This window comes from Halopseudomonas salina, assembly GCF_014637955.1.
GTDB lineage: Bacteria > Pseudomonadota > Gammaproteobacteria > Pseudomonadales > Pseudomonadaceae > Halopseudomonas > Halopseudomonas salina.
The window spans coordinates 160,969-173,068 of record NZ_BMFF01000004.1; the positions used below are offsets into that span (position 1 = coordinate 160,969).

Consider the following 12,100-nt stretch of genomic DNA (forward strand, 5'->3'; position numbering starts at 1 on the left):
GCCTTCGCGAGAATGACGGAAGCGTTCCCAGGGGGCGGAACTTTTTGGTCTAGTTTGAAGCTGGCTTGGGCTTGGGGAAGCCGAAAATGATGGCGGCGATGGCCATGGCTGCCAGGAGCCAGCAGTAGTAGACCTGGCCCACCAAAGCCAGTGGCGAGATGGAGGCCAGGGAGCCGGCCAGCAGTATCTGGGCGCCGTAGGGGATCAGACCCTGGATGACGCAGGAGAAGATATCGAGCAGGCTTGCGCTGCGGCGGCGGTCGACTTCGTAGTCTTCCGCAAGCTCTCTCGCGACGCTACCGCTGATGATGATGGCGACGGTGTTATTGGCGACAAACAGGTTGGTAATGCTGACCAGAGCGGCGATAGCAGCTTCGCCCGTGCGCTTGCCGGTCTTGCCGATGGCACCGGCGATGCGTTGAATACGCTCGCGAACCCAGTCCAGGCCGCCTTCGCGTTTCATGATGGCCGAAAGGCCGCCAATGAACATCGACAGCACCATGATCTCAAGCATGCCTTCGAAACCGCGATAGATGTCTCCGCCCCAGGTCGCCACGCTGTATTTATCTGCGATGAACAAGCCAGTCAGGCCTGACAGCACAATGCCGGTCATGAGTACTGCGAGTACGTTCAGTCCGCTGAGCGCGAGCACCAGTACGGCAACGTAAGGCAGTACCAGCAACAACTGATAGTCGGCGATGACGGGCTCTACGGTGGTGTCGCCGAGAATAAACAGCAGAATCAGCGTGAGTACCATGGCGGGCAGGGCGATTAGCAGGTTGAGCTTGAATTTGTCGCGCATGGACACGCCCTGGGTGCGGGTAGCGGCAATGGTGGTGTCGGAGATGATCGACAAGTTATCGCCCGCCATCGCGCCACCGATGATCGCGCCCATGGCCAGGGGTATAGAGAGTCCGGTCGCTTCGGCAAAACCCAAAGCTACTGGTGCAAGCGCGCCGATAGTGCCCATGGAGGTCCCCATGGCTGTAGAGATAAACGCGGCGATCAGGAACAAGCCCGGAAGTACGAATGCCGAGGGAATAAAGCTCAGACCCATATTGACCGTGGCAGCCACGCCGCCGATGGCTTCGGTAACTGTAGCGAAGGCGCCGGCGAGCAGAAAAACCAGAGCCATAGTAATGATATTGCTGTCGCCCACGCCGGCAACAAAGGCTTCCAATGTGCGGTTCAGGGTGTCACGGGCGAGAAGTACGGCGAGTATGATCGCGGGCAGTATCGCGACCGGCGCCTTGATTTGATAGAACGCGAAGTCGGTGCCGATGGCGGTGTAATAGATGCCGCTGCCGAGGAAGATCAGCAGAAACAGCAGCAATGGCAGTAGTGCAATCGCGCGCGGTGGCAAGCGTTCAGTCATGGCCGGAGATCCCTATGGACTCATCTCGATGGATGCGACAACGGTAGTGATAGAAGGCGCAATATTCTACGCGAGTTGCAGGCTGATTGCCTTTGTCATTCAATCTCAGCCAGCAGCGCTTGAACGTCAGCATAGGATTGCGGCAGCACAGGCCCTGAGATGACTTCACCCTCGGCGTCCAATAGAACCAGATCACCATCTCTGGAGTTGTGATCCCGGGCAAAAGCTCGGCCGTCTTCCTGACCCTGATGGGCTACGCGCAGATATACACGCTCGCCATATTGAGGCTGAGCCTCCCGGAGCAAATCAAGTACTTCACCCCCGCCAACCAGGTTGTTATCCCGGGTCAGGACCAGGGCAGGCTTATCCATACCGATAACGGAGAGGTCTGTCGAGACGCCTGCCCGGGGTAGCTGTTGCCATGCAACAAGGCTGACGCAGCCGAGCAATACCAGAATGAACAGGGCTTTTATCCAGCCGGGGATACGTTTGGTGTTAGAGGTTCTGGTGGTGGTCATATGCTCTCTCCGAATGTGCGGCATGCATGTTCTCACGCCTTGGCACGCCCTTGGGGATAATCCTGCTACAAAGACTTTCAACGCTTTTTCATGGCATAGTCTGTCTCAATTCAAGCCACTTATCAGGAAGACAAGTCGATGATTACAGTCCACCACCTGGCCAACTCCCGCTCGCAACGTATTCTCTGGCTGCTCGAAGAGCTGGGTCTTGAATATGAGGTCAAACGCTATGAGCGCGACCCCGAAACCAGTCTTGCACCGCCTGAATTGAAGAAAGTTCACCCGCTGGGCAAGTCGCCTGTAATTACCGATGGCGATCTGGTAGTGGCTGAGTCTGGTGTAATTATCGAGTATCTGGTCGGCAAGTACGGCAAGGGTAAGCTCGCGCCGGAGCAGGGCACCCCAGAGCGGCTGAAATATACCTATTGGCTTCACTATGCCGAAGGCTCGGCGATGATGCCGCTACTGCTCAAGCTGGTTTTCAACAAGGTCGAGAATGCAAAAATGCCGTTCTTTGCCAAACCCTTCGCCAAGGGTATTTCCAGGAATGTGCGCAGCAGCTTTATCGAACCACAGATTCGTCAACATCTGGATTACATGGAAGCGGAAGTAGCCAAGACAGGATATTTCGTCGGCGATCAATTCAGCGCTGCTGATATCCAGCTCAGCTTTCCCCTGGAAGCGGCCGCCGCTCGTGGCGGCCTGGATAAGAACTGGCCAAACCTGATCGCCTATCTCGAGCGCATACATGGGATGCCGGGTTACAAGCGTGCACTCGAACGCGGCGGTGAATACGACATAATCAGCTGATTTATTTTTTCGGCACACCTCTTGTTTTTGTCTACTCTGTTCAATAGAGTGCTTTGCAAAGAATAAAACAAGAGAGTGTTCATGCCGCCTTCAGTTGAAGAAGCCGCACGGGCGTTGCGCGAGATTGATGCCATCAAGGCACGCGCCGCCGGGTTCCAGGATTACCGTGCAGAGTCCGACCAGCTCCTGCTGTGGGGGTTGGCTCACGCGGTTGGCTTTGCTCTTTCGGGATTTTTCCCAGCTTTCATTCTGTTAATCTGGCTCATCGTAGTTCCCCTCTCCATGGGCGCTGGCATGTTGTTGGCTCGCCGCGCGGCCAGCGAGATACCGGGTATCAGTTGGCGCTACCTGGTACTGATCGGCGCTATTTTCACCTTTATGGTTCTTATCCACGTGGTCATGTGGCCGCTCACCCCCGAGCAGGGCTCCATGGTGGCCCCTTTGTTTGTGTCCGCTTTGTATGTGATGCGCGGCGTACAGATGCGGCCCCGTTATCTGTTTATCGGTGGCTGGTTGGCCGTACTGTTGATGACGGGGTTTGTATTCTTTCAACCGGTTTTCTGGTGGTGGATGACCACTGTCTACGGTGGCAGCTTCATCGCTTTCGGCATCTGGTTGAGGCGCCTGTAATGCAGACACCCAATGAGATCATCCACCAACCTATCCGCCTGAAGATCATGGCTGCCCTTAATACGCTGGGCGCAAATCAATGGCTCGAGTTCGTCTCTCTGAAATCGATTGTCGACACCACCGACGGCAATCTGGGAGCGCACCTCAATACCCTTGAGAGCGCCCAATACGTTCTTATCAAAAAAGATTTTGCAGGCAAGAAACCGCGCACACGGGTCTGCCTGAGCGCCAAGGGTCGCGAAGCCTTCGCCGGCTATATTGCGGCGCTGCACGCCATCCTTGCGCTGGAAACACTTGAACCTGATGTCCCCACTACCTCTACCCATAACAATAGATAATGGAGCTTTCTATGCAGACCACCAACCCTCACGCCCCCGCCAACCGCTGGCAGACCCGTCTGCGTCTTGCGGCACTCGTGATTCTTATGGGCGTGACCGGCCTGACTGCCAATCTGGTGGTTGCCCAGGCCGAACAGGAGCAGGCGAGCCAACAGACAAACGCCGCCACAGCTGCTCCGGCCGTTGAAGCTGGACAATTGAGCCAGCCAGCACAGAGCGCAACAGCGCCTACCCAGACGACGATGACTCCAGCCGAGCGTTTCGGTGTGAAGGAGATGTTTTTCCAGGCCGATGTGGTGGTCAAGGCGGTGATGATTTTTCTGGTGCTCTGTTCCCTGGCGACCTGGGCGATCCTGTTCGAAAAGCTAGTCGTTTTTGCCCGCGCAAAACGCGCCAACCAGCGTTTTCTGGCAGCGTTCCGCAATGATGACAAAACGGCCATGCACGAGCAGTCCGACTCCAGCGCCATGGGGCGTATGTGGCAGGTAGCCCAGGGCGAGCTTCGTCGTTTCGGGTCCGATCGCAAGGCTGATGCCGATCAGATAAATCGCTTGCTGCAGCGCATGTCCCTGACTGCCAGTATCCCGCAGGAGCGTGACATGGCGCGCCTGGGCAGCATGATGGGCGTACTTGCCACCATAGGCGCAACTGCTCCTTTCATCGGTCTGTTCGGTACCGTATGGGGCATTCTCAACAGCTTCGCCAGTATTGCCACAATGAAAACCGCCAGCCTGGCCATCGTTGCTCCTGGTATCGCCGAGGCACTTCTGGCTACGGCACTGGGCCTGTTCGCGGCAATACCCGCGGTGATGATCTTTAACAAGTTTGCCCGTGACATTAATCATTTTGTCGGCAGCCTGGATAACTTCTCGGCCGAGATGCTGGCAACCACTTCCCGTCAGTTGGACGAGGTGCGCTGATCATGTCGATCCAGTTCAATTCAGGGCCTACGGTTAAGAGACACAATTACCAGCAGAATGCCGAGATGAACATCACGCCCTTTGTTGACGTGATGCTGGTATTGCTGATCATTTTCATGGTGGCAGCTCCGCTGGCAACAGTGGATGTGCCGGTAGATTTGCCCAGCAACGCTGCCGCGCCCAGCTCTCCACCTGCAGATCCGGTCTACGTGAGCGTGCAAGCTGACGGTCTGCTGTTCGTGCAGGAACAGGAAGTCACCATCGACGGGCTACAGGCGCTTGTTCGCGGTGTGACCTCAGGGCAACAGGACACACGATTGTTCCTGCGTGGTGACCAAGCGGTTGACTACGGGACGTTGATGCGCGTCATGAATACGCTGCAGAAGGCCGGATACACGCGTATCAGCCTGGTTGCATCGGAAGAGCTGGAACCCTGATGAGTCGCTCTACGACAAAGCTGGGCTGGGCCGCACGGATTCTGGTGATTGCGCTGTCACTGGCGTTGCATGCTGCGCTGGTGGCATGGCTTGCGAGCGGACACCTCGCCAGACCGATGATCATCGAACCTGAGGCGGTGGCAATTGAGCTGGTTGAAATCCCTCCAGAGCCTGAGCCTGAGCCTGAGCCTGAGCCAGAACCCGAGCCAGAACCTGAACCTGAGCCAGAACCCGAGCCAGAACCCGAGCCTGAACCTGAACCTGAACCTGAACCTGAGCCAGAACCTGAGCCAGAACCCGAACCGGTCAAACCGCGCCCCCAGCCGGTCGTTAAGCCAGCGACACCTAAGCCCGCTGGGCCACCTGTGCACTCTTTCGGAGCGAATACCGAATGGAGCGCTCCACCTGCACCACCGGCCAACGCGCCAACACGTGCACGTATGGCGCCATCGGGATATGCCGACACGGTTAAAGGTCGTGTGACTGCGAAAATTGTGCGACCAGTCGGCTCCTCATACAAACCGCCACCGGGCTATAAGGGCGATCCAGAGGACTTCAAGCGTCAATGCCGTATCCCCTATGAGGTGGTAGTTGATGCCCAGGGAAAGATGGTGTCCTACGAGATAGACCGTTGTGGCGACGATGTGCTGGACCAGGCTGCTGAACGTGCGGTGCTTCAGGCAGCACCGTTTCCACCGCCACCCAATGAAGGCGCGAGCCAGTACACGATCTATGGCACCGTCATATTCATCAAGTAACAGGAGGTCGCTCGATGCTATACCTAACACGTTCCAACGCTGCGCTATTGGCGACAGCGGTTTCGGTGGCCTTTCTCAGTGGCTGTGCCGGACAACCCGTTGCCGGCCCGGTGGACAACACGCCACCGCCACCCAGCTTGCCAACCGAGCGCGCTACAACCAAGGCCAGCTTCGAATGCGGCGGCGCCTTGCCGCCAGTGCATCGGCAGATCTGCGCCAGTGATGACCTGTCACTGGCGGACCGCCAGCTCCATGAACAGCACCGGGCCCGGGTACAGGCGACAGATATGGCCGGGGCTCTGTTGCTTGAAGCAAATCATCGCCAATGGCTGTTGGGCAGGGCAGGGCATTGCGGCCTGGGCCAGGAGAGCAGTACCGAAATACAAGCCGATAGTCAGGCGATAGGCTGCCTGCAATCGCTGTATCGGCAACGTTCCCGGGAGCTGGCATCCTGGCCAGAAGCTCAACCCCAGGCCCAAAGCAAGCCCCATGCCTACGCCTCCTACGTAACTTACCGGCTGGCAGACAGCCGCGATCCCGCGTTGTGCTCAGCCATGACGGCCGATTTGAATAATGATCTGGCGCGGCATGGCCGCCCTTCAGCTTCGCGCCTGGCAGGTGTGACGTTATTGGCAGGCACTCACGCCCCGAAAACCTCGGCCAATATCAACGGCAGCGAAATCCAGGTTGATGTTTACAACGCCGGGCCTTATGCCGGTTACGAGAATCGCTCCCGTGTGCTGATCGTCAATGGTCAGGCGATTCTCGGCCACCGCACCATGCCCCAGTGGATCGCCCAGCAGCCCAATTATGGCGGCCGCGCCCATGCCTCGTCATCGCAAACGGGAGACTATGGTTCGATCGACGTATTTACCCTAGACGGGCGCACACTGGTTATGGTTAACGAAACCTGGGGCTTCTATTCGCCTGCAGCGCGTGGTGAGTCGGCTTACAGTGGGTTGTACGAGCTGCAGGGGCAGACGGTGCAGCCGCTGTGTCTGTTCCAGACCTATCTGACGCCGCCGCGCACCAACACCCTGGCGGGAATGCCCTCCTACGCACAGCTGCAGGCCGAGCTCGACAAGCTGGCGGGGGATCCCTTGCCGGGTTACGCGCAGCACGAGCGTCGCGATAATTTTCAGACCTGGAAAGAACGTCAGTGGACATTGCTTAACCTGCCTTTGTTGGGTGCCGATGCACTCAGCCGTTTCGGCCGTGAGGGAGCTGTACGGCAACGCAACGATGCGGCAATGGATGCGTTTTTTGCCTGGTCGGAGCGCAGCCTTAGCAACAAGGCAATGTACCGGCGGGTGATGCCCATGCTGCAGCCAGCTCACAATGAGCTGGTGCAAATGTTTGCTGCTCAAGGCCTTTCGGACTCGGAGGCACGCGCCTCGGCTGATTTGCTGTTCCACGAGACATTTGCCCGGGCCACTGAGAATCTGAGTGCACCGGATCAAGCTCCTGGCTTGCCGTTAGCCCCTGGCGCGAATTATCAGCCACGTTTTGCGATGGCACCGGCCGCGGGTGAGTTGGAGCGCGGACGCAATTTCGCCACGCTGTACAGTGTCTTGCTCAACAACGCACCACAGAACGTGGTGCGGGATTTTATCGCCTACGAAACAGATACGCTGGGTCGTCAACGCGGACTGGGCCCCGACGCGAGCCCGGCATTGCTTGCCGCCCTGGAGACGCCTGCAAACGTGCGGTTATTGCTGGATGCCGGCTTTGATGTGAATGACGCCAATGCCTGGGGCAAGACACCGATGATGGCGGCGGCACAGCTCAATGAGCTGGACAGTGCCCGGCTGCTGCTCGGTAGCGGCGCCGATGTGCATCGCCAGACAACTCAGTCCCCGGGGCTAGGTGTGGGTGGCCCCGACAGGGAAGAGGCTGCAAGTGGCCGGCGAACGGCACTGCTGATGGCTGCACGGGAAGCGGAGGCGAGCATGATTACCACTTTGCTTGATGCGGGCGCGGCACGGCAGCTATGGAAGGGTTATCACCAGCAGGTCTGCAATGCTCTGGATGCCAATCCAAAATTGAGCGATAGCGAGCGTGCTGCATTCAAGGAGCCTCTTTGCAGGGAGGTCTACAAGCCGCTGCCGGTAAGTCAGCAAAAGCCGGTGAATATCCGTGCCGGGGACATTCTGCCGCTGCGCGATGATGGGGTGATATATGAGATCGCCCTCGTCGAACGTCCTGCAATGGACCTGTTTGGCCGTGCATACAATCTTTCGCCCAAACGTTTGCGTAATGATATTGGCTCGCTGGCCCGTACCGTCGGCACGGCTGCGACCCGCCGTGGCAAGGTCAAGATAGATGGCCCTCTCACGCTGGTCTTCGCGGACCTGTCAGCGGTAACTCCGGACAACTTGCCGGTGACTGTAAGCTTTCCAGTAGATGCCTCTGGGGTGCCTTCAGTGAGCGGTTTTGTGATGGATAAAGTTGACGCCCAGCAGGTACTTACCGTTGACTTTGATACCCAGCGTAACGATGTGGAGGGTACCTGGCGTGCTCTGTACAGCGCAGCACTGACGCAGGGTTTCACGCCAGCCGGGCGCGGTTATGTGGTTGTGCATACACGCGGAGGTTTGCGCACGGAATACCAGTTGGTAGTAACGGAATAGGGGGAGTGTCCGGTCGGGTGATACGATAGGATCATCACCCGATAATAATGAGAGCGCCATGCGCCTTGAACAATATGTAATGGTCGGCTGCGTTTGTGCGCTGCTTGCGGGTTTGACGGCCTGCGCCACACCGCTGCCCGACCATGATGTGCCCCCGAGCTACCGTATTGATGCTCCAGCCCACGGCTTGCTCGGCACCTACATGAGAAAGCAACCGGCCGAGGGCAAGGCCATGTCCGGCTTTTACATGCTTGATCGAGGTGTCGACGCGTTATCGGCACGACTGCACCTGATCGATACGACCCGTACCAGCCTCGACCTCCAGTATTACATTTACAACAACGACGTCACCGGAGGGCTCGTCGCCGAACGGATTCTTGCGGCAGCGGATCGCGGCGTCCGTGTGCGTATCTTGCTGGATGATGTGGGTAATGCCTTATCAGACGAGACTGCTACCACGCTGGACAGGCACATCAACATCCAGTTGCGACTGTTCAATCCAGTGCGAATCCGTAATCCCTGGCTCAGCATGCCAAGTAAAATCGTTGAATTTGGCCGCATCAACAATCGCATGCACAACAAACTCATGATTGCCGATAATTTGGCGATAATCACGGGCGGACGTAATATCGGTGATGAATACTTCGCACTGAGTGAAAGGGACTTTCAGGATATTGATCTATTGGGGATTGGCCCGATCGGTCAGGAGGCGTCAATTAGCTTTGATGCTTTCTGGAACAGCCCTAACGCTATCCCTGCCAGCGTGGTGCATGAGAACGGCAAACAGGGCGCCTTGAATATTACCCGCAAAAATTTGGTATCACACCGGCTACGGGAAGAGCAAAAGCCCTATACCCGGGCAATGGAACAATCATCTTTCAGCACTTCCCTGAAGGAAGGCAGCCTGCAGCTGTATTGGGGAGAATCCGAATGGCTTGCAGATCCGCCAGGCAAGGCCAACGCCCAATCCATTCGCAGCGAGGAGCCTTTTCTGGCTCGTATCCTGGCTGATCATTTACAGGATGTACGCTCCGAGTTGTTGATGAAATCAGCGTACTTTATTCCTGGTGAGCGCGGTGTGGAGTTGCTGGCCGCAATGGTGAGTAAGGGAGCAAAGGTATCGGTGTTGACCAATTCACTTGCTACAACCGATGTACTGGCGGTACACAGCAGCTACGCCCAATATCGCAAACCCTTGCTGCAAGGTGGTGCGAGGCTCTGGGAACTGCAGCCCAGGAGCAGCCGGCAGCCGGACCCCAGCGCTTTTATCGGTGAGTCCGAGGCGAGTCTGCATGCAAAAAGTTTTGTGTTTGATAGGCACAAGCTGTTTGTTGGCTCAATCAATAGCGATCCACGTTCTATCAAACTCAACACGGAAGCTGGCGTGATGGTTTATCAGAGGGAGCTTGCAGAACGTTTGGCGGAGTTGTTCATGCGCTGGACCTCCGATGCCTATGCCTTCGAAGTACGCCTGAGCGAGCAGGGCAGTCTGGAATGGCACGCGCAGAACAGGCACTGGACATCAGAACCAGAGGCAGGGAATGTACGCCGTTTCAAGGCCTGGTTGCTCGGGTGGCTGCCAATTGAAAGCCAGATGTAACCCCTACCTGTAAAGGACACAGAGACCAGAATGCCCCACGGAGTCAGCGACTCCGCTGAGGCACCCTCAGTTTCAAATGACAGCTAGTTAATCAGTTTTTTTGCTGCTCCAAGGTAGGCAGTGCCATGCTTACGCACTGCTTCGGAGTCGGCCCGTTCGGATGCCAAATGAACTTCTTCCAGTGACTCGGCCATGTCTTCAACTTCTGCGTCAATTTTTGCCAGCGCATTTTCCAGCGTGTAGGTGAGCTCGTGGACCTGGGCCAGGTCACTACCATTCAGATCGCCGGCCAGCAATCGCTTGAGACGGTCGTTGTATTCGGTAAAGTTGACCAAAGCCTGCTCCAGCGTATCAGCTGATTTGGCCTGGTAGTGATTTACCTCTTCTGCGTGGGCAATGGTGGGGGACATCAAAGCGGCAGTCAGGGTCAGGGGCAGCAGATAAATGCGCATTACGTACCTCTCAATATGAATGATAAACAGTCGCATTTGGAATTTATCAGCCATTCTTGATGATAACAAGTCTCATTTGTGAAATTCAGCCAACTTCTAACTGGGTTCTTGGGCAACTCTGTAGGAGCCTCAGAGCAGCGGGCTCATGAAGAACATCAGCCGTTCGAGCACCTTTGCTCTTTTGCTACGTCCTCTCCATGAGGCCAGGGTCAGGAGTTCACTGCGTTCAAGGTAGGCATCAATCAAGTGCCCAACGGCGGCGGTATGTGGCCCGCCAAACAAAGTAACAGTCAGTTCGAAGTTGAGCTGGAGACTCCGTATATCCAGGTTGACGCTGCCAACCAACGCCATTTCATTGTCAATCAGCATTGCCTTGCTATGCAGCAAACCACCTTCAAACCGGTGAATTCGCGCACCCGACTCCAACAGCAGCTCGAAATAGGAGCGACTGGCCCATCCCACCATGATTGAGTCGTTATGCTTGGGCAGTAGCACGTTTACGTCAACACCACGCCTTGCTGCCTGGCGTAGTGCATCGAAGATCGCCTCTGAGGGCACGAAATAGGGAGTGCAAATGGTGATACTGGTATTAGCACGATAGATCGCAGAGAGCACTGCCTGGCCGATAAGGTCTTCCCCGACTCCCGGGCCAGAGGGAATAACAGAAAGCCAGTTGGGCCAGCTCTCTGAGGTGGGGTAATGCTGTGGCAGATCGCGCAGGCCGGTTTCCACTTCCCAGTCCCAGGCAAAGACCTTGGACAAACCGGGGGCTGCCTGACCATCAAAGCGCAGCATGAGGTCGATCCATTGACCGACCCCGGCGCCCTGTTTGAAGCTCAGCGGGTCGGCCATGTTCATCGAGCCGGTATAGGCGACGCGGTCGTCAATGATCCAGAGTTTGCGGTGCATGCGAAGATCTATACGGTGAGCGAGGGCACGAAGCAGCTTCACCGGTAAAGCCGGCACCACCTCTATACCCGCCTCAACCATTTTTTTACGCCAGCGTGAGCGGAAAAATTTCCGACTGCCCGCGTGGTCAATAAGCAACGATACCCGAACGCCACGCTGGCTCGCGGCTATAAGAGCCTGGGTAATATCGTCAACCCGACCCCCAGGGTGCCAAATATAGGTCACCACCCGGATACTTTCAGTGGCATGCTCGATGTCACTCATCCATTGCTGAAAAATAGCTTCAGGCGTGGCGAGCAACTGCATATTCGAATACCCCAGCGCACTCACCCCGTTTCGCGCGATCAGCAACTGGTGGATACCCAGGGCCAGGGGGCCACCGGGCAATTCAGCACCGGGGCGTACAAAACGCTGATTGATGTTGTGCAGGTAAGGGTCGATCATCGCGCTGGTACGCCTGCCATGTCGGCGCCCCAGATTCATCTCACCAATCATCAGATATAGCACTGCGCCGATCAGCGGTATTACATAAATAACCAGCAACCAGGCAAGGGTGCCGCTTACGGGTCTGCGGCGGGTGATGACACGGACAGTGACCGCTGCCGAGAACAGCCAGTAAAAGGCAATGGCAAAAAGCGCGAAGATGTTTTGCAGGTTATCCATCAAATTCCGTTGTCATAATTTGGCCGCAGGCTTGCAGATAGTCAATCTAGCAGGCTTTAT

12 protein-coding genes are annotated in these 12,100 nt (G+C 56.7%); 8 read left to right on the forward strand and 4 right to left on the reverse strand.

Features of this window, described 5'->3' with window-relative positions; genetic code table 11:
- Positions 1–49: 49 nt before the first annotated feature.
- Together IEV54_RS10785 and IEV54_RS10790 are read right to left on the reverse strand one after the other, a co-directional pair.
- The gene (locus tag IEV54_RS10785; RefSeq protein WP_150276991.1) at positions 50–1,375 is read right to left on the reverse strand and encodes a Na+/H+ antiporter NhaC family protein; all 1,326 of its coding nucleotides are present in this window, start codon (positions 1,373–1,375) and stop codon (positions 50–52) included.
- Between the two features lie 95 nt (positions 1,376–1,470).
- The gene (locus IEV54_RS10790) at positions 1,471–1,893 is read right to left on the reverse strand and encodes a hypothetical protein (protein ID WP_150276990.1); all 423 of its coding nucleotides are present in this window, start codon (positions 1,891–1,893) and stop codon (positions 1,471–1,473) included.
- A 138-nt stretch (positions 1,894–2,031) separates the two neighbouring features.
- Between IEV54_RS10790 and IEV54_RS10795 the strand changes: the two genes are divergently transcribed.
- From IEV54_RS10795 to IEV54_RS10830, 8 genes are all read left to right on the forward strand, one after another.
- Positions 2,032–2,703 carry a glutathione S-transferase gene (locus IEV54_RS10795; RefSeq protein ID WP_150276989.1) on the forward strand — a complete coding sequence of 224 codons (672 nt, stop codon included), beginning with the start codon at positions 2,032–2,034 and terminating at the stop codon, positions 2,701–2,703.
- An 81-nt stretch (positions 2,704–2,784) separates the two neighbouring features.
- Positions 2,785–3,333: a hypothetical protein gene (locus IEV54_RS10800; protein ID WP_150276988.1), complete on the forward strand. Its 549-nt coding sequence runs from the start codon at positions 2,785–2,787 to the stop codon at positions 3,331–3,333.
- A complete protein-coding gene (locus tag IEV54_RS10805; protein ID WP_150276987.1) occupies positions 3,333–3,671 on the forward strand; it encodes a winged helix-turn-helix domain-containing protein in 339 nt (112 codons plus the stop codon). The genes IEV54_RS10800 and IEV54_RS10805 overlap by 1 nt, the downstream gene beginning before the upstream one ends.
- 11 nt (positions 3,672–3,682) lie before the next feature.
- A complete protein-coding gene (locus IEV54_RS10810; RefSeq protein ID WP_188434427.1) occupies positions 3,683–4,591 on the forward strand; it encodes a MotA/TolQ/ExbB proton channel family protein in 909 nt (302 codons plus the stop codon).
- Positions 4,592–4,593: 2 nt separating this feature from the next.
- Entirely contained in the window at positions 4,594–5,028 is a 435-nt protein-coding gene (gene exbD / locus IEV54_RS10815; protein ID WP_150276985.1) for a TonB system transport protein ExbD, read from the forward strand.
- Positions 5,028–5,786 (forward strand): TonB family protein, encoded by a 759-nt coding sequence (locus IEV54_RS10820; RefSeq protein WP_188434429.1) that lies wholly within the window; start codon positions 5,028–5,030, stop codon positions 5,784–5,786. Before exbD ends, IEV54_RS10820 begins: the two co-directional genes overlap by 1 nt.
- 14 nt (positions 5,787–5,800) lie before the next feature.
- Positions 5,801–8,416, forward strand: coding sequence for an ankyrin repeat domain-containing protein (locus tag IEV54_RS10825; protein ID WP_150276983.1), 2,616 nt, complete (start codon positions 5,801–5,803; stop codon positions 8,414–8,416).
- Between the two features lie 58 nt (positions 8,417–8,474).
- Entirely contained in the window at positions 8,475–10,016 is a 1,542-nt protein-coding gene (locus tag IEV54_RS10830) for a phospholipase D family protein (protein WP_150276982.1), read from the forward strand.
- A gap of 83 nt (positions 10,017–10,099) precedes the next feature.
- On the opposite strand, the gene IEV54_RS10835 is transcribed toward IEV54_RS10830, so the two are convergent.
- Together IEV54_RS10835 and cls are read right to left on the reverse strand one after the other, a co-directional pair.
- A complete protein-coding gene (locus tag IEV54_RS10835; protein WP_150276981.1) occupies positions 10,100–10,468 on the reverse strand; it encodes a DUF6746 family protein in 369 nt (122 codons plus the stop codon).
- A 129-nt stretch (positions 10,469–10,597) separates the two neighbouring features.
- On the reverse strand, positions 10,598–12,040 hold the full coding sequence (gene cls / locus IEV54_RS10840) for a cardiolipin synthase (RefSeq protein WP_150276980.1): 1,443 nt from the start codon (positions 12,038–12,040) through the stop codon (positions 10,598–10,600).
- Positions 12,041–12,100: the final 60 nt, after the last annotated feature.

Excerpts from the sequence above, each read along its gene's own strand:
- IEV54_RS10785 (WP_150276991.1), bottom strand. The coding sequence starts at position 1,375 with ATGACTGAACGCTTGCCACCGCGCGCGATTGCACTACTGCCATTGCTG.
- IEV54_RS10790 (WP_150276990.1), bottom strand. The coding sequence starts at position 1,893 with ATGACCACCACCAGAACCTCTAACACCAAACGTATCCCCGGCTGGATA.
- IEV54_RS10795 (WP_150276989.1), top strand. The coding sequence starts at position 2,032 with ATGATTACAGTCCACCACCTGGCCAACTCCCGCTCGCAACGTATTCTC.
- IEV54_RS10800 (WP_150276988.1), top strand. The coding sequence starts at position 2,785 with ATGCCGCCTTCAGTTGAAGAAGCCGCACGGGCGTTGCGCGAGATTGAT.
- IEV54_RS10805 (WP_150276987.1), top strand. The coding sequence starts at position 3,333 with ATGCAGACACCCAATGAGATCATCCACCAACCTATCCGCCTGAAGATC.
- IEV54_RS10810 (WP_188434427.1), top strand. The coding sequence starts at position 3,683 with ATGCAGACCACCAACCCTCACGCCCCCGCCAACCGCTGGCAGACCCGT.
- exbD (WP_150276985.1), top strand. The coding sequence starts at position 4,594 with ATGTCGATCCAGTTCAATTCAGGGCCTACGGTTAAGAGACACAATTAC.
- IEV54_RS10820 (WP_188434429.1), top strand. The coding sequence starts at position 5,028 with ATGAGTCGCTCTACGACAAAGCTGGGCTGGGCCGCACGGATTCTGGTG.
- IEV54_RS10825 (WP_150276983.1), top strand. The coding sequence starts at position 5,801 with ATGCTATACCTAACACGTTCCAACGCTGCGCTATTGGCGACAGCGGTT.
- IEV54_RS10830 (WP_150276982.1), top strand. The coding sequence starts at position 8,475 with ATGCGCCTTGAACAATATGTAATGGTCGGCTGCGTTTGTGCGCTGCTT.
- IEV54_RS10835 (WP_150276981.1), bottom strand. The coding sequence starts at position 10,468 with ATGCGCATTTATCTGCTGCCCCTGACCCTGACTGCCGCTTTGATGTCC.
- cls (WP_150276980.1), bottom strand. The coding sequence starts at position 12,040 with ATGGATAACCTGCAAAACATCTTCGCGCTTTTTGCCATTGCCTTTTAC.